The sequence below is a fragment of the Mycobacterium appelbergii genome (assembly GCF_032883035.1).
Lineage (GTDB): Bacteria > Actinomycetota > Actinomycetes > Mycobacteriales > Mycobacteriaceae > Mycobacterium > Mycobacterium appelbergii.
The window spans coordinates 149,982-171,461 of the sequence record NZ_JAMQTH010000016.1; the positions used below are offsets into that span (position 1 = coordinate 149,982).

20 protein-coding genes are annotated in these 21,480 nt (G+C 66.0%); 8 read left to right on the forward strand and 12 right to left on the reverse strand.

Annotated features, from left to right (window positions below; genetic code table 11):
• Window positions 1–175: 175 nt before the first annotated feature.
• The gene (locus M1247_RS30305) at window positions 176–376 is read left to right on the forward strand and encodes a hypothetical protein (RefSeq protein WP_317160118.1); all 201 of its coding nucleotides are present in this window, start codon (window positions 176–178) and stop codon (window positions 374–376) included.
• A 113-nt stretch (window positions 377–489) separates the two neighbouring features.
• On the opposite strand, the gene M1247_RS30310 is transcribed toward M1247_RS30305, so the two are convergent.
• The gene (locus tag M1247_RS30310; RefSeq protein WP_317160119.1) at window positions 490–1,416 is read right to left on the reverse strand and encodes a hypothetical protein; all 927 of its coding nucleotides are present in this window, start codon (window positions 1,414–1,416) and stop codon (window positions 490–492) included.
• A 198-nt stretch (window positions 1,417–1,614) separates the two neighbouring features.
• Between M1247_RS30310 and M1247_RS30315 the strand changes: the two genes are divergently transcribed.
• Window positions 1,615–2,862 (forward strand): adenylate/guanylate cyclase domain-containing protein, encoded by a 1,248-nt coding sequence (locus M1247_RS30315; protein ID WP_317160175.1) that lies wholly within the window; start codon window positions 1,615–1,617, stop codon window positions 2,860–2,862.
• Here M1247_RS30315 and M1247_RS30320 read toward each other — a convergent pair.
• The 8 genes from M1247_RS30320 to M1247_RS30355 form a co-directional block, all read right to left on the reverse strand.
• Window positions 2,859–3,344 carry a Dps family protein gene (locus M1247_RS30320; protein ID WP_317160120.1) on the reverse strand — a complete coding sequence of 162 codons (486 nt, stop codon included), beginning with the start codon at window positions 3,342–3,344 and terminating at the stop codon, window positions 2,859–2,861. The genes M1247_RS30315 and M1247_RS30320 overlap by 4 nt on opposite strands.
• Before the next feature lie 59 nt (window positions 3,345–3,403).
• On the reverse strand, window positions 3,404–5,191 hold the full coding sequence (locus M1247_RS30325) for a DUF2339 domain-containing protein (RefSeq protein WP_317160121.1): 1,788 nt from the start codon (window positions 5,189–5,191) through the stop codon (window positions 3,404–3,406).
• Window positions 5,192–5,235: 44 nt separating this feature from the next.
• Window positions 5,236–5,892 (reverse strand): response regulator, encoded by a 657-nt coding sequence (locus M1247_RS30330; protein WP_317160122.1) that lies wholly within the window; start codon window positions 5,890–5,892, stop codon window positions 5,236–5,238.
• Window positions 5,879–7,039, reverse strand: a complete 1,161-nt coding sequence (macS, locus tag M1247_RS30335; protein WP_317160123.1) for a MacS family sensor histidine kinase — start codon at window positions 7,037–7,039, stop codon at window positions 5,879–5,881. Before macS ends, M1247_RS30330 begins: the two co-directional genes overlap by 14 nt.
• Window positions 7,040–7,096: 57 nt before the next feature.
• The gene (locus tag M1247_RS30340; protein ID WP_317160124.1) at window positions 7,097–7,954 is read right to left on the reverse strand and encodes a sulfurtransferase; all 858 of its coding nucleotides are present in this window, start codon (window positions 7,952–7,954) and stop codon (window positions 7,097–7,099) included.
• Between the two features lie 10 nt (window positions 7,955–7,964).
• On the reverse strand, window positions 7,965–8,717 hold the full coding sequence (locus tag M1247_RS30345; RefSeq protein WP_317160176.1) for an amino acid ABC transporter ATP-binding protein: 753 nt from the start codon (window positions 8,715–8,717) through the stop codon (window positions 7,965–7,967).
• 5 nt (window positions 8,718–8,722) lie between these two features.
• Window positions 8,723–9,652, reverse strand: coding sequence for an amino acid ABC transporter permease (locus tag M1247_RS30350; protein WP_317160125.1), 930 nt, complete (start codon window positions 9,650–9,652; stop codon window positions 8,723–8,725).
• Window positions 9,653–9,765: 113 nt separating this feature from the next.
• The gene (locus tag M1247_RS30355; RefSeq protein WP_317160126.1) at window positions 9,766–10,689 is read right to left on the reverse strand and encodes an ABC transporter substrate-binding protein; all 924 of its coding nucleotides are present in this window, start codon (window positions 10,687–10,689) and stop codon (window positions 9,766–9,768) included.
• Window positions 10,690–10,862: 173 nt separating this feature from the next.
• Here M1247_RS30355 and M1247_RS30360 point away from each other — a divergent pair, with 173 nt between their 5' ends.
• The 6 genes from M1247_RS30360 to M1247_RS30385 all read left to right on the forward strand — a co-directional run bounded on the left by M1247_RS30360 (window position 10,863) and on the right by M1247_RS30385 (window position 17,771).
• Complete coding sequence (locus tag M1247_RS30360) at window positions 10,863–11,450, forward strand: HdeD family acid-resistance protein (protein ID WP_317160127.1); 588 nt, start codon at window positions 10,863–10,865, stop codon at window positions 11,448–11,450.
• A 97-nt stretch (window positions 11,451–11,547) separates the two neighbouring features.
• On the forward strand, window positions 11,548–13,008 hold the full coding sequence (locus tag M1247_RS30365; protein WP_317160128.1) for a cytochrome ubiquinol oxidase subunit I: 1,461 nt from the start codon (window positions 11,548–11,550) through the stop codon (window positions 13,006–13,008).
• 13 nt (window positions 13,009–13,021) lie between these two features.
• Complete coding sequence (cydB, locus tag M1247_RS30370) at window positions 13,022–14,071, forward strand: cytochrome d ubiquinol oxidase subunit II (protein ID WP_317160129.1); 1,050 nt, start codon at window positions 13,022–13,024, stop codon at window positions 14,069–14,071.
• A 50-nt stretch (window positions 14,072–14,121) separates the two neighbouring features.
• Complete coding sequence (gene cydD, locus M1247_RS30375) at window positions 14,122–15,675, forward strand: thiol reductant ABC exporter subunit CydD (RefSeq protein ID WP_317160177.1); 1,554 nt, start codon at window positions 14,122–14,124, stop codon at window positions 15,673–15,675.
• Window positions 15,662–17,194 (forward strand): ATP-binding cassette domain-containing protein, encoded by a 1,533-nt coding sequence (locus M1247_RS30380; protein ID WP_317160178.1) that lies wholly within the window; start codon window positions 15,662–15,664, stop codon window positions 17,192–17,194. Before cydD ends, M1247_RS30380 begins: the two co-directional genes overlap by 14 nt.
• Before the next feature lie 10 nt (window positions 17,195–17,204).
• The gene (locus M1247_RS30385; protein ID WP_317160130.1) at window positions 17,205–17,771 is read left to right on the forward strand and encodes a DUF4190 domain-containing protein; all 567 of its coding nucleotides are present in this window, start codon (window positions 17,205–17,207) and stop codon (window positions 17,769–17,771) included.
• Here M1247_RS30385 and M1247_RS30390 read toward each other — a convergent pair.
• Genes M1247_RS30390 through pyk form a run of 3 tightly spaced genes read right to left on the reverse strand, consistent with a single transcriptional unit; the run spans window position 17,768 to window position 21,468 of the window.
• Window positions 17,768–19,162, reverse strand: a complete 1,395-nt coding sequence (locus tag M1247_RS30390; protein WP_317160131.1) for an MprF family protein — start codon at window positions 19,160–19,162, stop codon at window positions 17,768–17,770. The two genes, M1247_RS30385 and M1247_RS30390, sit on opposite strands and share 4 nt — an antisense overlap.
• Entirely contained in the window at window positions 19,159–20,028 is an 870-nt protein-coding gene (locus M1247_RS30395; protein WP_317160132.1) for an acyl-CoA thioesterase II, read from the reverse strand. The genes M1247_RS30390 and M1247_RS30395 overlap by 4 nt, the downstream gene beginning before the upstream one ends.
• 21 nt (window positions 20,029–20,049) lie before the next feature.
• Entirely contained in the window at window positions 20,050–21,468 is a 1,419-nt protein-coding gene (gene pyk / locus M1247_RS30400) for a pyruvate kinase (protein ID WP_317160133.1), read from the reverse strand.
• Between the last annotated feature and the right edge of the window lie 12 nt (window positions 21,469–21,480).

A 21,480-nucleotide genomic window follows, 5' to 3' on the forward strand; every position in this document is an offset into this window, starting at 1 on the left:
CCAGGCCCTCCGCGCGAGCAACGCAAAACGTGCGGCGCCTCGGTGAGCGCGACCCGATCCCGAAGAGTAAACCATGCCGGTGCGTCAATAACGGCGCAAACGACGGAGTTCGTCGGAATCGCCTCAAGGCCTTGGTATTCACCTGGTGCCTCAGGTACTGGCACACTCGCCGTTCATGCCGACGATGACCCGCGACCATCGCCGGGAACACGTGATCCGTGCGGACGACACGAGCCGTCACCGCGAGACATCATGGCGCGCAGCGCATTGCCGCGCGAGAGCCTCCGACCAGAATTCCGTGGGCTACCAAATGCCGGTGGTGGACACCATTTCCGGTACGGCCGTCATTCACCTGAACGTCCAGCAAACCGGTTGACTCAGACCCGTGCGGACTGGCCGCACAGCTACTCCCGCGCATGTGTCAGCAAATTTTCGACGGCATGCCGGCAGCGCCGCGAGCGGTTCGATGTGACGGGTGAATTCCGGTAACTACGGAAGGAAGCGGGCGATCTGCGGCGACGGCAGCGTCTGCGCCGCGCGGGCCTGCCGGTAGCCCGCCACGCCGCCGGCAGCGGTGAGGAGAACCATGCCTGCGACTCCGGGCAGCACCGCGAACAGCAGGTCGGTGGTACTGGCCGCCCGCAGGTAGTCGGCGTAGCCGATCCGGAAGGAATCCGGGATCGAGCGCACGGTCAGCGAATCGGCTGGGGGCGGTTCGGAACTCGGCGGGCTCAGGCTCGGGCCTGATGGCGAGGACGGCATCCCGCCGGATGGTGGCGACGGCAAGGGGGGCACGACCACCGGCAGTGGAGGCGCCGCCACAGGTACCGGGGCGACAGGTACCGGGGCCGCCGGAGGCGAAACCGGAACCACGGGCGCTTCGGGCGGGTTCGCCCGGATGACAATGCTGCGGGCGCTCGGCGTGGTCGGCACCGGAGCCAGATTCGGCGCCCGACCGATATTGCTGTTCGTCGGCACCTCGCCACCGCCACCGCCACCGCCGGATGCGACCCCGGGTAACGCCTGGCGGGTGCCACCGAACTGCGTCGACTCCGGCGCATCGGCCGAGGGTGCGGACCGGCGCGCCTGCCCCGATGATTCACTCGCATCACGCCGGTCGACGACGGCAGCCTTCTTCTCCGGACCGCGCTGTGCGGGGCCGCCGAGACCGGTTCGGCGTGGCCCACCGGTCTTCTGGGTTCCGCCGTTGTGCTGAGCGCCGACCTTGGCGCCACCGGAGTGGGATTTCTTGTTCTTCTTCGGCTTGTGGTCGAAGAGATCAAAGACATCGATGTCGATGCCCAACAAATCGGCAGACGCGACCGACGTGCCCACCATCCCAGGCCCCGCGACCATCGCGCCGCACGCGACGGCACAGCTGATGGCCGTGTTGCGTACCCACGATCGGTGCACCATCTGACTTCCCCCGGAGATCCGCGGCACCCCCGCCGCACTCACTGGAATGGACCACTATTCTGACACATCCACTTCCGGAGATGTTTGCTGGGCCGGACGGGCCGTGAGCCAGGGGGCGTAGCGAATCCGGGTCGATGCGGCTGCCTGCGGCGATAGGCTCTATCTGTGGTGGTCAGCGATTTCCGACGCTCGGTCTGCATGCCCGAGTTGGCGTTGGACAACCGGGTGCCTGCCCGCACCCGGCACTACGCCGAGAGCGTGGCGAGCCGATTTCGCGTCCTCACGATCGCGACCTGGATCGCCGCAGGCGTCTCCGGATTCTTCGGCGTGTTCCAGCTGGTCGTCGGCGGACCGCTGTGGCGGATCGGATTTCTCAACCTGGGTTTCGCGGCGCTGTTCGTGGTGGTGCCGCTGCTGTACCGGTTCGGCGAACTCATCGCACCGCTGACATTTTTCGTAATCGCTTACGTTTCAGTTTCTTTGATGTGCTACCAGGTCGGCACCGGGTCCGGCTTGCAGTTGTATTTTCTGGTGTCGGCGTCGTTGGTGGTGCTGGTGCTCGGTATCGAGCGGATCGTGTTGGCGGCGTCGCTGGCAGCGTTCGGAGTGGTGGCGACCATCGCACTGGAGGTACTGGTCCCCGAGGATCGTGGCCTTGGACCGCCGTGGACCCTGACGGTCGGTTTCGCCGTCTCGGCGGTATCGGCGGCGGTCATGGTTTTCGCCACGGTGTGGTCGTCGCTTCGCGAGATCGCGGGTGCCGAGCGGGCGATGGAAGCCGAGTACCAGCGCTCGGAAAAGTTGCTGGCCAATATCCTGCCTGCAACGATCGCCGACCGGCTCAAGGATCCCGACCGCAACATCATCGCCGACAAATACGACGACGCGTCGATTCTGTTCGCCGACATCGCGGGCTACACAAAACGGGCCAGCGACACCACGCCGAGCGACCTGGTGCGGTTCCTGGACCGGCTCTACACCGATCTCGACGCGCTGGTGGACCGGCACGGCCTGGAAAAGGTGAAAACGAGCGGCGACTCGTACATGGTGGTGGCCGGTGTGCCAGAACCGCGGGTCGATCACGTAGAGGCACTCGCCTGCCTCGCACTCGACATGGCCCACGCCGTCGCCGATCTGAAGGATCCCCAGGGTCGTGAAGTGCCGTTGCGCATCGGCCTGGCGGCCGGCCCCGTTGTCGCCGGGGTGGTGGGTGCCCGCAAGTTCTTCTACGACGTGTGGGGCGATGCCGTCAACGTCGCGTCACGCATGGAGACCACCGACGTCGAAGGCCGAATCCAGGTGCCGCAAGACGTCTACGACCGCCTCAGCCATGCCTTCGTGCTGGAGGAACGGGGCGAGGTGGAGATCAAGGGCAAAGGCGTCATGCGGACCTGGTATCTGGTCGGCAAGCAGGCCGTCGCGGTGGCCGATCCCGCGAGTGCTTAGACCTTGCGATTTTCCGACTTGATCAGCCAGGCCAGCTTCTCCAGGCCGTCGATGAGCTGATGGAGAATGTCGGCGGTGCTGGGATCCTCGGCATCGACCGAGTCATGCACTCCGCGCATCGTGTCGACCACGGCGTAGATGCGGGTGGTGATGAGCTCGACCACATCAGCAGTGCTGCGCTCGTACGCGGGAAACTCGGGAAGCGTGGTGGCTCCCGCGACCGTGTCGGACCGGCCGTCGGGCACGGCGTCGAGGGCGCGCATCCGTTCGGCGATCGTGTCGCCGCCTTCGCGGGCGAAATCGACGAGCTCGTCCAGCTGCAGATGCAGGTCGCGGAAGTTGGTGCCCACGACGTTCCAGTGGGCCTGCTTGCCCTGCAGGGCCAGCTCGATCAGGTCGACGAGAACACGCTGCAAGCTGTCGCTGAGCGCAGTGGGGGCCTGGTAACCCTGGATATCTGTTTCTGTTCGACGTGTACTCATGCCTTGTCCAACGCGGTCTATTCTGGAATGGTTCCAGATTAGACTGCCTGTGGTCAACATCACGTACCAGCGTGCTCCGCGCGTTGCGCCAGTTCGTCGTGCTGCGTGAGCAGCCGGGCGTATCCGGCGCCCGTGCCCAGAAGCACCAGTCCGACGACGATGAAGACCACCACCCGGAACATGCCGTCAAGGGTCCCGAGGTCGAACAGGAACAGCTTGGCCATCGCTGCCGCCACCAACGCAAGGCCTGCCCCGACAGGTCGGGACCGTCGCTCCTTCGGTCGTCGCGCCGCACCTGCGAACAACGCGGCCGCAACCGCCATCCAACAGATGGTGGCCGCCATGTGCCCGCCGAAGAAACCGCCGCCGGTACCGCCGATGAGTACTCCCGTGGTGACCGTGAAGGTCGTGATCGCGTACCCGGTCGCAACGGCTGCCAAAGCCCACACAATCGTGACGGTGGCCTCGGTGGCGGCGGGCCCGCCCGCCCACGACCAGCTGATCGACACCGAGGCAGCGATCAGCAGAACACTCGCGATCAACACCGACGCCGCGATGCCGGCGCGCAGTTCGGTGGCGCGCGCCACGGCGTCCGGCGGTGCGTAGCTGAGATAGAACAGGCCGCCGGCGACCCCGAATCCGGTAGCCGCCCACCTCGCGGTGATGTCCCGCCGACCGGCGATGGCGAGCACGATCGCCATCGCGAGGAGCACCGGGCCCGCCACCGCGCCGTCGAATGCGACGGTGACCACGACCAGTGCAGCGACCGCGGCAAGAGCCGACCAGATCCGGCGCACCGCCGTCGTCACACCGGGCAGCCGATCGCCGATCGCCACGACGGCCAACAGCGCCGCCGCCAGCGTCGAGACCATCAAGGCGCCCAACACCCGGTCGACGCAGGCTGAAACACACAGCAACGGAACCACTCCCGCTGCGGTCAGCACCGCGACGGCAGAGGGGTTCACCGTCCACCGCAACAGCAGTAAGCCACCGGTCAATGCGAGCACGGCTGCCATGGCACAGGCGCATGCCAGCGCCAGATCCTCGCGATCGTCTATCGCCGCCGCGGCCAGGGCGACCAACAGCGGGACGGAACTCGCCGCGGTCCGCGCGGCATGAAGCCGGATCCAGTCCTTGCCGTGTTGGACGGGCAGCGATGCCGCCGACAGCGCCAGCATGAAGCCGACGAGCAGCAGGGTCACGCCGTCGGTGACCACCGGCGCCAAACCGATCAGCGGAACGAGCACGAGCAGCCCCAGATGCTCGGAGTTCCACCGGCGCGCCAACATCAATCCCCCACCGCCGATGACAGCGGCGGTGATCAAACCCGAGGGCGCCGAAACCCAGTCGTAGATCCTCGTCAGGGCAATGACATCCATGTAGGCGGTCGCCACGCCGGTGGCGGCCAGTGCGATCGCGCCGACCCGCCCACCGGGCCGGCGATACAGCCACCACGCAGCACCCACCAGACCTGCGGCCAGTACTACGCCCGCTGTGACCCGGAACCCGGGCCGCAGGATCCCGGCCTGTGCCGCGAGCACCAGCAGCAGCACCACTCCGATCAGGGTGACCGCCACTCCCGCGACCGCCAGCATTTTGCCGATCCAGCCGTCGGAGCGTTGCGGCGTGCCCGGGGCCGGCTCGGACAGACCCGTCGGTTGCGCCATCGGGACCTGTTGTGGAGCAAGCTGATACAGCGCCGGGGCCCGGTACTGCGGTACCGCGGGGCCCTGGCTCAGCATTCGGTCGAGTTCGGACAGGTCGCTCGATATTCTGTTCAGATAGGCCGAGATCGCGGCGAAATCCGCCGACACCCGGGCGATGACAGCGCGATGCGGTTCGGTCATGCCGACATCGTGACAGCCCGACGGGGTACCTGAGATGAGTAGGACTACTCGTCCAGACCATGTTCCATCGCGTACCGGGTCGCCTCGACGCGGTTGGCCACCTGCAGTTTACGGAACGTCGCCTGCACGTGGTTCTCCACAGTGCGGTGACTGAGCGACAAACGGCTCGCGATCTGCCTGGCCGTCAACCCTTTTGCCACATAACGCAAGATTTCGGTCTCCCGCTCGGTCAGGCTCGGCGTCGCCGGCCCGTCGTCCGGGCTCCGTGCGATCCGCCGGTACTCACCCAGCACCAGCCCGGCCAGGCCTGGGGTGAACACCGCTCGCCCCTCTGCCGTCGCGCGCACGGCCGCACCCAACTCGGCCTTCGACGCACTCTTCACCAGGTAACCCGTGGCACCGGCCTTCACCGCCTCCAGCACGTCGTCGCGTTCGTCAGACGCGGAAAGCACAAGTACCCGCGTCGATGGTGACACCGCAAGCACTTCCGCAGTCGCCGCGGCACCATTGCCGTCCGTCAAGCGCATGTCCATCACCACCACGTCGGGCAGCACGACAGCGGCACGACGACGCGCGGAGGCGACCCCGTCTGCGGTGGCCACCACGGTGAAGCCGTCGTCGGCAAGGTCGCGCGCAACGGCGTCCCTCCAGATCGGATGGTCATCGACGACCATGACGGTCGGCGCCTCATCGGCCACCATCTCGCCCTCCCCTCTCAGGTCCACGCGGTACCGTCAACTCCCACTCCGTGCCGCAATCCGGTCCGGTGCTCAGCTGCGCCGTGCCGCCCAGCCAGTCCATCCGGCCCACAATGGATTTCGACACTCCGAGGCGGCCCTGCCGGGCAGCCTCGTCCAAGCGTCCCTGCGGGATTCCGGCACCGTCGTCGCGGATGCTCACGGTGACCTCATCGCCGAGATCCTCCACCAGCACGAACGCATGGGCATCCGGCCCGGCGTGGGCAGCGACGTTGTCGAGGGCATTTCCCGCGGCCGCGAACAACTCACGCGCCACCTCACCGTCGAGCAGCACCGGCTCCGCGGGAAGGCTCACCGAGACCCGGTCGGAGGCCCTGGCGCGTAGTAACGCGCCGATGTCGGCCGGCGTACCGACGCCCAGGTCCGTATCGGGGTCGGCCGCACTGACCAGGCGACGCAGCGCCCGCTCCTGCTCTCCGGCGAGTTCCGCCAATTCCGCTGTCTGTCCGCCGATTTCACGGCCCCGCCGGGCAACCAGGGCCAGCACCTGGATTGCGCCGTCGTGCACCCGTCGAGACAACCGTTCACGCTCTTCCAGGGAGGCTGCCAGACGCGCTGCCCGTTCGAGTTCGGCGCTGGCGCTGCGCGCCGTCTGCGCAGCCATGCCGACCGCCAAGCCCACCGCCACCTCGATGACGATCGTCGCGTTGCGGCCCAGATCGACACTGATGTAGCCCTTCAACACCGCTGCCGCCGCCATCACCGCCACCCCCGTGGCCATCCCGCCGACCGGGCCGAACTGCAGTGCCGCCGAGATGGTTGCGTTGGTCGCCCACAGCGTGGTCGGCCACGACTGATTGTCGGCCACCCACTGACCGGGCGCGATCAGCGCGGTGGACAGCATCAATCCGACGACCACCACGATCTCGGCGATCACCCAGGCCGGGCGGCGCCCGAAACCGTGCAGGTAGGCGACCGCACACGCGACGCTCCACGCAATCAGCACCGAGAACAGCAGCCATCCGAGAATCGGCGCTTTCAGATCGGCGTTCACCGCGATCTGAAAGCCGAGCGCGTAGATGCAACTCAGCAACCGGAAGATCTGCGCCGCCCGCCACAACGGCGTCACCGGATCGGGGCGGTCCTGCATCTGCCCAGCATAAAGTCGCCGACGCGGCCGCAGGTGCACCGCTTCTGCGCGTGCCTGCTACTGCGCGCCCCGCGCCACGGGGCGCGTCGAGTCGCTACTCCATTCCGACCACGACCCGGGGAACAGCGCGGCATCCACGCCGGCTGCGGCCAGGGCCGCGACCGTGAGCGCCGCGGTGACGCCTGATCCGCAGTACGCGCCGACAGCGGCGGACCCGTCAACGCCATGGTCGGTCAGGAGCGCGCGCAGGTCGGATGTCGGCAGCACTGTGCCGTCCTCGGCCAGCAGTTTGGTGCTGGGCACATTGATCGCCCCGGGGATGTGCCCGGCGACCGCATCCACCGGTTCGACGTCGCCGCGGAACCGCTCGGGCGCCCTCGCGTCGAGCAGCGGACCCGGCGCCGAACCGGCCTGCTGCGCGGTCAGGGTGGGGCGTGCGCCGTGATACAGGTCTTCGTGAACCACGTGTACGTCGCCCGGCGGCGGTGTGACAGGCCCGGTCTCCAGGACCCCGCCTGCGGCGGTCCAGGCCGCCAACCCGCCATCGAGGATGCGGACATCGCCGATGCCTGACGCAGTCAGCACCCACCAGGCCCGGGCCGAACCGGCCCTGTTCCAGTCGTCGTAGACGACTGTCGGCACCCCTTCACGAACACCCCAGCGCCGCGCCGCCGCCTCCAGCGCGCGCCCGGACGGCAGTGGGTGCCTGCCCCGGCCGTTCACATTGTGATCGGTCAGGTCCGAGTCCAGGGACACATAGACCGCTCCGGGCAGGTGGCCACTCAGGTACGCGTCCGAACCATCAGGCTCGGCCAGTGTCCAGCGCACGTCCAGCAGCGTCACCGGATCGCCCGCCGCGATGAGTCGGCCGAGTTCGGCGACGCTGACAACTACATCCGATCGCGTTGAGCCCACCCAACCGAAGCTACATCACCTTCGACAGGAACGCCTTTGTGCGTTCATGTTTCGGATTGTTGATCACTTCACGCGGGTTCCCGCTCTCCACGATGACACCACCGTCCATGAACACCAGCTTGTCGGCGACCTCGCGGGCGAACCCCATCTCATGGGTGACCACCACCATCGTCATGCCCTCGCTGGCGAGCTTCTTCATCACGGCCAGCACCTCGCCGACCAGTTCAGGATCGAGTGCCGAGGTGGGCTCGTCGAAGAGCATCAGCTTGGGGCTCATCGCCAAGGCCCGCGCGATGGCGACGCGTTGCTGCTGGCCACCGGACAGCTGCGCCGGATAGGCGTCGGCCTTGGCCGCCAACCCCACCTGCTCGAGCAGATCCTTGGCCCGCGCCGTGGCGGCACCCTTTTTGATCCCTTTGACATGGATCGGCGCCTCGAGGACGTTCTCCAGCGCGGTGCGATGTGGGAACAGGTTGAAATGCTGGAACACCATGCCGATGTCGCGCCGTTGTTTGGCGGCTTCCCGGGGCGGCATCTCGTGCAGCTTGCTGCCACGCTCGCGGTAGCCGATCAACTGGCCGTCGACGTAGAGGCGGCCCGCGTTCACCTGCTCCAAATGGTTGATGCAGCGCAGGAATGTCGACTTGCCCGAACCCGACGGGCCGACCATGCACAACACCTCGCCCTTGTCGATCTCCAGCGTCACGCCTTTGAGGACCTGCAGGGCACCGAAGTTTTTGCAGACCTGCTCGGCCTTCACCATCGGCGTCACGGGTGCGGCTCTCCCATCTGCGCCTTGGCGAGCGCCTCCAGTTGCTTGGTGGTCAGTTTGCGCGATACGCCGCGGGAGAAATACCGCTCAAGGTAGAACTGACCGACCATCAGGACGCTGGTGATCACCAGATACCAAGTCGCCGCCACCAGCAGCAGCGGGACCGGCTCGAAGGTCCGCGCCGCGATCTCGCGCGAGGTGATGCCGTAGAGATCCAGCGTGAAAGGAACCGCGGTGACCAGCGACGTGGTCTTCAGCATGCTGATGACCTCGTTGCCCGTCGGCGGGATGATGACCCGCATCGCCTGCGGCAGGACCGTCCGGCGCATCGTCATCGTCCACGACATGCCCAACGCGGTCGACGCTTCCGACTGCCCCTCCGGCACGGAACTGATTCCGGCGCGGATGATCTCGGCCATGTAGGCGGCCTCATTGAGTGCCAGGCCGAGTATCGCGAGCAGAAACGGAATCGACAGACTCTGCACGTCGAAGTGAAAGAACGACGGCCCGAACGGCACGCCCAGCTGAATGTTCTTGTAGATGGTCGGGATCAGACCCCAGAACACCAACTGCACATAGATCGGCGTGCCACGGAAAATCCACAGGTACACCCATGCGACCCACCGGAACACCGGGTTGGGCGACAACCGCATGACCGCAAGGAGCACACCCAGCACGATGGCCAGCACCATCGCGTAGATGGTCAGCTGCAGGGTGTTCAGCACACCGACTGTCAAGACCCGCTCGTTGAACAGATACTCCCAATACGTCGACCACCCGTAGGCGTCATTGGTCGCCGCACCGTACAGGAACAGCACGACCAGGACGAGAATGACGACCGCCGCCACCCACCGCCACGGGTGACGCAACGGCACCGCGTCGATCGCGGCCGGGGCCGTGGGTGACGACGTCTCGACATCAGTCATCGCAGTGGTGTCTCCTGCTCTTCGCGCAAGCGCTCATCGCTATCTCCCGCTCTTCGCGCAAGCGCTCATCGCTATCTCCCGCTCTTCGCGCAAGCGCTCATCGTCCTTCAGCTTCAGTTGACTGCTCCATTGATCGTGGCCTTCTCGATCATCCCGTTTTCCACGCCCCACTTCGCGGCGATCTCCTTGTAGGCGCCGGACTCGATCAGGTGATCGAGCGCCTGCTGCATGGACTGCGCCAACGGCGAGCCCTTGGTTACCGGCCAGCCGTACGGCGCGGAATCGAAGATCTCCCCGGCCGGCTCAAGCTTGCCGTTGCTCTGCTTGATGGCGTACGCCGTCACCGGTGAATCCGCGGACATCGCGTCGGCCTGGCCGAGCGCCACCGCGTTCGCGGCCGCATCCTGACCGTCGAACGGCATGATCGTGATCGCCGGCTTACCCGCGTCGATGCAGGCCTTGTTCTTGGCAGGCAGTTCGTCGGTTTCCTCGGTCGTGGTGGCCTGCACGGCAACCTTCTTGCCGCAGGCATTGTTGGGATCGACCGGAGCATCGGGGCGTTGCGCCCACAGAATGCCTGCATTGAAGTAGTTGACGAAGTCGACGGACTTCTCCCGCTCCTTGGTGTCGGTGAACGACGACATACCGACGTTGTAGGTGCCGCCCTGAATCGACGGAATGATCTTGGCGAAGTCCGCCTCGCGGTATTCCGCCTTCAGGCCGAGGGTCGCGGCGATCGCGTTCATCAGGTCGACGTCAAAACCGACAATTTTGCCGCTGGGATCTTTGAACTCATTGGGAGCGTACGGAATGTTGACACCGACGACCAACTGCCCGGAGTCCTTGATGGGGGCAGGAACGGTGTTCGCGATCGCGTCGACCTTTTCGGCCGAAACCCCGGTGGTGTCGGTTTCGGGTGCCGACGAACCACTGTCCGTGCCGCTGGCACACGCTGACAGCGACAGCACGGCGCTGGCGGCGAAGACGGCCGCGATACGCCATGACTTCCCCCGACGGACTTGACATCCACTTGACACGGTTGCCTCTTTCTTTCTGCATCGGGCCGTCTTCGTTACTTGCAGGCGATGACGTTAACGGCCATGGACCCAGCGCGCACTGCCGGTAACGGAACATTAACGACCGCAGTACGACACCACAGCCGTACCGTAAAATCCGCGCCCACCAGGCTGCGCTGTGCCAAACTGCCCGCATGGAAACCACTGCTCGCCCAAGCTTGTTGCCTCATCTCTGGAAGACGGCGTTGATCACGGGCGTCATCGCAGTCATCCTGGGAGTCCTCGTGTTCGTGCGGCCCGCGGCCGCGATCCTCGTGACCGCGATCTTCTTCGGCGCTTATCTGCTGGTGACCGGCATCTCGCAGGTGGTGCTCGCGTTCAGTCTGCGCTCGTCGGTGGGCGGTCGGGTACTGCTGTTCGTCAGCGGGGCCGCAGCGTTGATCCTGGCCGTACTGTGCTTCATCAACCTCCAGAACTCGATTGAGCTTCTTGCCATCTGGATCGGCGTCGGGTTCATCTTCCGCGGCGTGGCGACGGCAATGTCGGCCATCGGCGATCCGTCGCTGCCGGGACGCATCTGGGAGATCATCATCGGCATCGTCAGCGTCATCGCCGGCATCATCATGTTCGTGGCGCCGCTCGAAGGATTGGTCGCGATCACCCAGGTAACGGGCATCATCCTGGTTGTGCTCGGCGTATTCGAGATCGTGTCGGCGTTCGGCATCCGCCGGGACGCCAAGAAGTTGGGTTCGGCACTCACGTCACCGCCGCCGGTGACTTAAAACACCGAGCCGGGCCCGGGTCGGACGGTAGCTACTGTTACGGAGATCTACTACACTCCGTCGTAGATTGGCCTAGCGACCTTGGAAGTGAGGTCAGATGGACGCGTTGGATGTGTCGCGGTGGCAGTTCGGGATCACCACCGTCTACCACTTCATTTTCGTTCCGCTGACCATCGGGTTGGCGCCCCTTATCGCCGTCATGCAGACGGTGTGGGTCATCACCGGCAATGAGAGTTGGTATCGACTCACCCGCTTCTTCGGCAAGCTGTTCCTGATCAACTTCGCCATCGGCGTCGCCACCGGAATCGTCCAGGAGTTCCAGTTCGGCATGAACTGGAGTGAGTACTCCCGATTCGTCGGCGACATCTTCGGCGCACCGCTGGCCATGGAGGGACTGGCCGCGTTCTTCTTCGAATCCACGTTCATCGGGCTGTGGATCTTCGGCTGGACGCGACTGCCCCGCCTGGTCCATCTGGCCTGCATCTGGGTGGTGGCGATCGCGGTGAACATGTCGGCCTTCTTCATCATCGCGGCCAACTCGTTCATGCAACATCCGGTCGGTGCCCGGTTCAATCCCGAAACCGGCCGTGCCGAACTCACCAGCATCGTCGCGCTGTTCACCAACAACACTGCGATAGCGGCGTTCACCCACGCGGTGGCAGGTGCGTTCCTGACCGCAGGCACGTTCGTCGCATGTGTGTGCGCATGGCGGATGGTGCGCTCGCACCGAACCGGCGGGACCGACGCCTTGGGTAGCGCCATGTACCGGCCTGCCACCATCCTGGGATGCCTGGTGACTCTGGTGGCGGCGATCGGGTTGTTCTTCACCGGCGACGCCCAGGGAAAGCTGATGTTCCAGCAGCAGCCGATGAAGATGGCCTCGGCAGAATCCCTGTGCCACAGCGAAACCGATCCCGACTTCTCCATCCTGACGGTGGGCACACACAACAACTGTGACAGCGTGGTCCACCTCATCGAGGTGCCCTACGTGCTACCCTTCCTCGCCGAGGGCAAGTTCAGTGGCGTGCACCTCGACGGCGTCAAGGACCTCCAGGAGCAATACGAGGTCAAGTTCGGACCCGGTGATTACCGGCCCAACCTCTTCGTCACGTACTGGTCGTTCCGGGCGATGATCGGGTTCCTGGCCGTCCCGGCATTGTTCGCCCTTGCCGCACTGTGGTTGACCCGTGGTGGCCGGATACCGCATCAACGATGGTTCTCCTGGTTCGCCCTGTTGACCATCCCGACGCCATTCCTGGCCAACAGCGCCGGCTGGGTGTTCACCGAGATGGGCCGTCAACCCTGGGTGGTGGTGCCGAACCCCACTGGGGATCAGGACATCCGACTCACCGTCGCCCAAGGCGTATCCGATCACCCGATGGGCCTGGTGGTGTTCTCACTGGCGACCTTCACTCTGGTGTACGCGGTACTGGCGGTCATCTGGTTCTGGCTGCTGCGTCGCTACATCGTCGAGGGCCCGTTGGAACACGACTCCGAACCCGCGCCGCCGGAACCGCCAGGTTCCGACGAGGTGGCGCCGTTGTCGTTCGCGTACTGAGGAGCGAAACGCAATGGGATTACAGGAAATCTGGTTTGTCCTACTGGCCGTGCTGTTCCTCGGCTTCTTCATCCTCGAGGGCTTCGATTTTGGCGTCGGCATGCTGATGGCCTTCTTCGGCAGGGTCGCCAACGGACGCGGCGGCGACCCCGAGCCGTACCGCCGGGCCGCGCTCAACACCATCGGGCCGGTGTGGGACGGCAACGAGGTCTGGCTGATCACCGCCGGTGGCGCCATGTTCGCCGCCTTCCCCGAGATGTACGCCACCGTGTTCTCTGGCTTGTACCTGCCATTACTGGCGATCCTGTGCGCAATGATCGTGCGCGTGGTCGCGATCGAATGGCGCGGCAAGATCGACGATCCGCACTGGCGCCGGTGGGCCGACCTCGGCATCGCCGTCGGCTCCTGGGCACCCGCAATTTTGTGGGGCGTCGCATTCGCCTCGCTGGTGCGTGGGCTGCCGGTCGACGCCGACAAACAGATACAACTGTCATTCGGCGAACTCATCAACGCCTACACCGTGCTCGGCGGATTGGCCACCGGCGGATTGTTTGCGTTGCACGGCGCGGTGTTCGTGGCGCTGAAGACCTCCGGCGAAATGCGCAGCGACGCATTCCGGTTCGCCCAACTTCTAGCCGTGCCCGTCACCGTGCTGGTCGGTGGATTCGGGCTGTGGACCCAGCTTGCCCACGGCAAGGAGTGGACCTGGATCGTGCTCGCGGTCGCCGTCGGTGCCCAGCTGGCGGCGATCACCCGGGTCTTCAGCCGCAGCGGTGAAGGCTGGGCATTCGTCTACACCACGATTGTGGTTGCCGCCGTGGTGATCCTGCTGTTCGGATCGCTGTTCCCGAACCTCGTGCCCTCCACACTGAACCCGGACTGGAGCCTGACCATCTACAACGGATCGTCGTCTCCATACACACTGAAGATCATGACTTGGGCGGCACTGATATTCGCGCCGTTGGTCGTCGTCTACCAAGCCTGGACCTATTGGGTGTTTCGTAAACGGATCTCTGCCGACCGGATACCCGCGCCCGTCGGACTGCCACGGCGGTCCGTCTGAACCTCTGGCGCGCACTCGGCATCCGCGGCGGCACCGGATCCGCCGCGGCACTGCGGCGCTACCTGCTCGCCTCGGTGATCTGCGGCATCGTGGTCGCCGGCACCACGATTGCCGCGGCGGTGGTGTTGGCTCACATCGTGGCCGGGGTCATCACCGCGCCTCGCTCGGGCGCCCAATGGGGGGCGGCACTGAGCGCATTGGCGACCCTGTGGTTGGTCCGCGCACTGGCGCACTGGCTCCAAGGGCGGCTTTCCCAGCGTGGCGCCACCGCGGTAATCGGGGAATTGTCCGGCCGCGTCTTGCGCTCGGTGACCGCCCAGTCGCCCCGGCAGCTGACCGCCGACCGCGATGCCGCCGCGACAGTGGTGACCCGCGGCCTCGACGGCCTGCGCCCGTACTTCACCGGCTATCTACCGGCTGTCGTGCAGGCCGCCATCCTCACCCCCGTCGCTCTGGTGGTGATGGCGTGTTACGACCTGCAGGCCGCGGCGATCGTCATGATCGCGCTGCCGCTGATCCCGATCTTCATGGTGCTGATCGGATTGGTCACCGCGGATCGATCGGCGGCTGCGCTGACCGCGATGACCACTCTGCACGGCCGGTTGCTCGACCTGGTCGCAGGCATCCCGACCCTGCGTGCGGTGGGCCGGGCCGCCGGGTCGGCGACGCGCATCGCCGAACTGTCCGCAGCGCACCGGCGTTCGGCCATGGCAACCCTGCGGATCGCCTTTCTGTCGTCGTTGGTCCTCGAACTGCTGGCCACCCTCGGTGTCGCGCTGGTCGCCGTCAGCGTCGGGCTGCGACTGGTGTTCGGCGACATGACGTTGGAAGCCGGGCTGACCGCACTGCTACTGGCCCCCGAGGTGTTCTGGCCGCTGCGGCGCGTCGGCGCGGCCTTCCATGCCGCCCAGGATGGGAAAACCGCCGCTGAACAAGCATTCCGGTTGTGTGGACCGCACTCTGGGTTCGGTGGCACCCGCGAGGTGCCGACGACTGCGCCCACCATTGCCGTCGAGCAGTTGGGCGCGACGATCGAGCCCGGCCGGGTCACCGTTGTGACCGGTCCCAACGGCGTGGGCAAGAGCACCGCGCTGCAGGCGATCCTGGGCCTGACCGAGTTGCCGCGCGGCCGAATCCTGATCGACGGCATCGACATCGGTGAACTCGACCTGTCAGCGTGGTGGCGACAGGTGGCATGGCTACCGCATCGCCCGGTGTTGATTCCAGGCAGCGTCCGTGACAATCTCGAGCTCCTCGGGCCACTGCCCGACATCGAGAGTGCCTGCCGCGCCGCAGGTTTCGACGAGGTGCTGAGCACCTTGGCCGATGGCTTGGAGACCCGGCTCGGTCGCGATGGTGTCGGGTTGTCGCTCGGTCAGCGACAGCGCCTCGGCCTGGCCCGCGTGCTCGGCTCAGCCGCCCCCGCACTGCTGCTCGACGAGCCGACCGCTCATCTCGATGCGGTGCTGGAGGACCGGGTGCTGTCAGCGGTGGTCGCCCGCGCCCGCGCCGGGGCCACGGTGCTGGTGGTCGGGCATCGCGATCCGGTGCTCAACATCGCCGATCAACTGGTGACGGTGGGTGAGTCGCTTGTTCCGCGATGATCCGCTCCTGAAGCTGACCGTCGACCTGCTGCGGCCGAGGCTGTCCCGGCTGCTGTTGGCCGGATTGTTCGGTGTGCTGTCGCTGGGCAGCGCACTGGCGTTGGCCGCAATCTCAGCGTGGTTGATCACCCGGGCGTGGCAGATGCCACCCATCCTGGATCTCAGCGTTGCGGTGGTGGCGGTGCGAGCCCTCGGGATATCGCGTGGCGTGCTCGGCTACTGCCAACGATTGGCCTCCCACGACACCGCTCTGCGCGCCGCCGCCAACGCCCGCACCGGGTTGTACCGTCGCCTCGCCGAGGGCCCGGTCGACGATGCAGCGCGCATGTCCAGCGGCGAACTGGTCGCTCGGGTCGGTGCATCCGTCGATGAGTTGTCCGACGTCCTGGTACGCGCGGTATTGCCGATCGCGGTGGCCGCAGTGTTGTCATGCGCGGCCGTGGGAGCCATCGCCGCGATTTCCCCAGCCTCCGCCGCGGTATTGGCGTTGTGTCTCCTGATCGCGGGCGTGCTCGCTCCCGCACTGGCCTCCCGCGCGGTGAGCGCCGCGGAAGCCATTGCCGACCAATACCGTTCGCGCCGTGACACCGCGACGATGCTGGCGCTGGAGTACGGGCCGGAGCTGCGGGTCAGCGGGCGCCTTGATGCGGTGATCGCCGAATCAGAACGTCACCATCACGATTGGGGTCGCGCCGGCGACCGCGCCGCGGCGCCCGCCGCGGTGGCCGCGGCCATGCCGAGCATCGCCATCGGCGCCAGTGTGCTGGGCGCCGTAGTCGCAGGCATCGCCTTGGCACCGACGGTCGCACCGACCACGCTGGCGATCCTCATGTTGTTGCCTCTGTCGGCTTTCGAGGCCACCACGGCCCTTCCCGATGCCGCAGTGCAACTGAGCCGTTCGCGCATCGCCGCGCGCAGACTCTGGGAACTCACCGCACCGCAGGACCGGCTGCGCCCGCGTCCGGTCGCGCCGCCGATCGAGCTGCCCGCGGGTGGCCGGCTGGCGGTCGTCGGCCCGAGCGGGTCCGGTAAGACGACACTGCTGATGGCGATGGCCGACAGATACGGCCAGACACCGGGTCAGGCGGCGTTTTTCGCTGAGGACGCGCACCTGTTCGACACCACCGTGCGGGACAACCTGCTCGTGGCGCGCGGCGACGCCACCGACGAGGAACTGTGCACTGCCCTGCAACGCGTCGGACTGCATGCCTGGCTTGCCGAACTACCCGACGGTCTGTCCAGTGTGCTGGTCGGCGGGGCCGCGGCGGTGTCGGCCGGGCAGAGACGTCGCCTGCTTCTGGCCAGGGTGCTGATTTCCACGTTCCCGATCGTGTTGCTCGACGAGCCGACCGAAAATCTGGATGCTGCTGATGGCCAACGAATCCTGACCGAGCTGCTCACACCCGGCGCGCTGTTTCCGCCCGACCGCACCGTGGTGGTGGCGACCCATCATCTGCCTGCACACATCGAATGCCCTGTCATTCGAAGTCACGAACTCAACAGCGTTCCCGGCGGGTAGCCTCACAGACATGACCGACGAGCGCGCCGCAGGGACTGAGTCGGATAGGCCGGAGCAATCCCAGCCGCCATCTGCTGCTGTCCCCCCGTACCCGTATGGTGCCTATCCCGGCGGATATCCACCGCCGCCTCCGTACGGCGGCTATCCCCCGCCCTATCCGGGGGCCATGACCCCACCGCCCGCCGCACCCAAGAACGGGCTGGGCATCGCGGCGCTGGTAACCGCGATCATCGGTCTCGTGCTGGTGTGGTCGGTGATCGGCGGCCTGGCACTCGGCGTCGCTGCGGTGATCCTCGGCTTCGTCGCGCGCGGAAGGGTCAAGCGCGGCGAGGCGAACAACGGCGGGGTGGCCACCACCGGGATCGCGCTCGGATGCGTCGCGATCGTGCTGTCACTGGTGTTCATCGCGATATGGGTCAACCTGGGGCAACGCTGGTTCAACGAGTTCGGCGGCAGCGACTACGTGAACTGCATGCAGGATGCAGGCAGCGACCAAGCCGCGCAACAGCAATGCGAGGACACTTTCCGGCAACGCCTTGAGGGTGAATTCGGCGTTACGCCGACACCCAGCCGCTAAGGCGCGCCGACCGACTGCCGGCGGCGCGGCATGAACTCCAACGACAGCAGAATGAACAACAACGGAATCACCTGGTTCAGGGTCAGCAGGACATACCGGCGTGCGCCGACGGCATGGAACTTCCGCAAGTAGCGGTACAGTGACTCCAGTGCGATGAGGGAGTCGCCCAGATGTATTGCGGTGTAAAGCAGGGTCTGTACCCGGCTCCGATTCTTCTCATCGAAAAGCTCCGGAAAAGCGGCGAACGCCAACGACACCCGTTGACCACCTCGTTCTCGGGCAGCCAGGATCATCTCCACGGAAAGCCGCTCGTCAATTCCGTTGGGCGCTCCGCGCCGCCGCCATGGCACGTCGAGGGTGATTTCGGTGCCGTGACCGGCGGTGGCATAACGATGAAAACCCTGTACCCGTCCCGCGTTGTCGCGGGCCACGGCCAACTCGATGCCCGGATACCGGCCAAGAAGCGCACCGTCGAGGATCATCGAGAAGCCACGTTCGGTGCGTGATCCGCTGTGTGAGGCCTCGAGCACCTCGACAAGCTCGCCCCGCAGTGGCGCGGGAAGCTCTTGTTCCGCAACGATTTCGGTGGTGATGCCCGAGTTTCGGGTGCGTTGGACGGCCTGACGTACGTTGCGGTACCGGCGCCCGGCAAGGTCGAAGGTTCCGACATCGATGGCGACGTCGCGCCCGATCGGCACCGGGCGCAGGGTCTGTCCGACTGCCGCGGGGTCCGTCCACAGGCTCAGCCGACGCTCGCTGCACCCGAGTATCACGATGCGCCAACCGCGCTGATGGCACAGCGCCGCGAAGTCGGCCACCAGATCGGCGAAGCAACGTTCATCACCGATCGGATCTCCACTCACCACCGCGTAGCCCAGTCGCGTCCGGTAGGCGATGGCCGCGGTACCCGCCGCGTTGAAATGGTGACACTTGGTCATCTGCATGGCGAACGGCGCCAACGGGTCACCGGTGGTGGCATCCACCAACGCCCAAACATGCGGTAGATCACGAGGATCGGGCCGGACCGTCGTCGGCCACATCAATGCGATCGCGGCCCCGACGATCAGCAGATTGCCGAGTTCGTCGAAGAACAGCATGTGCGCGGCCAGGCCGGCCAACACCATCGCAGATGCCATTCCCGCGTGGGCAGCCGTGACCGGCCGGCCCAGGAAGATCCCACGAGAAATGAATCCGACCGCGGTGAGGATCGTCAGCGACCACGTCCAGCGGCTGGCGGGATCCCAGTCCGCGTGATGCGGATCGTGGGCCAACAGCACAATCAACCAGCAGAATCCACTGAACACCGCGAGTGCGCAGATCCACCGACCCGCCGGGGAGTCGACGTGGATGACAACCCGCTCACCTGCAGGCAGCCGCGGTGCGACTTTCACGGGCTTGTGCCGGGGAAGTACTTGACGATGCCCTCCTGCACCACAGTCGCCAGCAACTGTCCCGACACATCGAAAAAGTGTCCGGTGCCCAGTCCGCGGGATTCCGCCGCAACCGGTGAGGTGGTGGAGTACAACACCCATTCGTCGAACTGGATCGGGCGGTGGAACCACACCGAGTGATTCATCGTGACCGCGAAGATCCGGTCAAAACCCCACGACAGACCGTGTGTGGTGATGATCGAGTCGAGCACGGTGGTGTCCGACGAATACACCAACGCGGCGGCGTGCAGCAGCGGGTCGTCGGGCATGACGCCCTCGGTCTTGAGCCAGACACGATTGTGGTCGAGCCGCTCGCCCTTGTCCCGCATCACCCAGGCCGGATCGTTGGTGTAGCGCCATTCGATCGGCCGCAGCGCGTTGACGAACAGCGGCACGGTCTCCTCGTAGCCCCGCAGCAACTCGTCGATCTTGGGCAGCGTATCGGGAGCGGCCACCTGCGGCGCGGCGATGTTGTGCTCGAGGCCGCGCCCCCCGTTCATGTACGAGATCACCACCGTGGTGAGCAGCTGACCGTTCTGCATGACGTCGACACGTCGGTTGGCGAAGCGTCGTTCGTCGCGCAACCGGATGATGTGGAACTCCAGGTCTTTCTCCGGATCACCGCCCGCGATGAAATGCGCGTTGAGCGCGCTGGGGGCCAGCTTGTGCTCCAGCGTGCGGCCCCCGGCAACGAACGCCTGGGCAACCATCTGGCCCCCGAACGTGCGCACCGGGTTCTTGCTCGGATGCGAACCGATGAACAGGTCGTCGTCGATCCTGTTGAGATCGAGAACCGCCAGCAGCTCCGCAAAATCCGAGTGTGACACCGGGCACCTTCCATCAACTCGCTAGACGTCGTCCTCCCCGATGCGGTGAACATGGATCAGATTGGTGGAGCCTACTGTGCCAGGCGGTGCGCCTGCGACGATCACAACCAGCTCTCCACGCTTGTACCGGCCGAGCTCCAGCAACGACTTGTCGACTTGGCGGATCATGCCGTCGGTGGTGTCCATCTGCGCCACGATGAACGTTTCGGTGCCCCAGGTCAGCGCGAGCTGGCTGCGGACTTCCGGCAGTGCGGTGAAGGCCAGCACCGGCAGCGGCGTGTGCAGGCGCGCCAGCCGGCGCACTGTGTCGCCCGACTGGGTGAACGCGACCAGCGCCTTGGCGTCCAGTCGCTCACCGATGTCACGGGCGGCGTAGGAGATCACCCCGCGTTTGGTCCGCGGCACGTGGGTCAGGGGCGGAACCACCACCGAGTTGTCCTCCACCGCGGAGATGATGCGCGCCATCGTCCTGACGGCCTCCAGCGGGAACTTGCCCACCGACGTCTCGCCGGAGAGCATCACCGCGTCGGCACCGTCGAGCACCGCGTTGGCGACATCGGAGGCCTCCGCGCGGGTGGGGCGGGAGTTCTCGATCATCGACTCGAGCATCTGGGTGGCGACGATCACCGGCTTGGCGTTCTCCCGGGCCATCTGGATGGCCCGCTTCTGCACCAGGGGCACCTCTTCGAGCGGCAGTTCCACGCCGAGATCACCGCGGGCCACCATGACGGCGTCGAAGGCCAACACGATCGCCTCGAGGTTGTCGATCGCCTCGGGCTTTTCCAGCTTGGCGATCACCGGCACCCGACGCCCGACCCGGTCCATCACCTCATGCACCAGCTCGATGTCGGCCGGTGAGCGCACGAATGACAGCGCCATGAGGTCGACCCCGAGCCGCAGCGCGAACTCCAGGTCGTCGATGTCCTTCTCCGACAGCGCCGGGGCCGAGACGTTCATGCCGGGTAGCGACATGCCCTTGTTGTTGCTGACCGGGCCGCCCTCGGTGACCGTGCAGATGACGTCCTCACCGTCGATGCTCTCGACTGTCAGCCCCACATTGCCGTCGTCGACGAGGACCCGGTCTCCCGGCGTGGCGTCCTGGTTCAAGCGCTTATAAGTGGTCGACACCCGATCATGGGTGCCCGAGACGTCGGCGACGGTGATCCGCACCTTTTCGCCGTTGGTCCACACGGTGCGCCCCTCGGCGAACCGGCCCAGTCGGATCTTGGGTCCCTGCAGGTCAGCCAGGATGCCGACGGCACGACCGGTCGTATCCGAAGCCGCACGTACCCGCTTGTAGGCGGCCTCGTGGTCGCTGTAGTCGCCGTGGCTGAAATTCAGCCGCGCGACGTCCATTCCGGCCTCCACCAGCGCCGTGACGATCTCATCGGTACCGGTAGCCGGTCCAAGCGTACAAACGATTTTTCCGCGTCGGTTCACGGGTTACGAGCA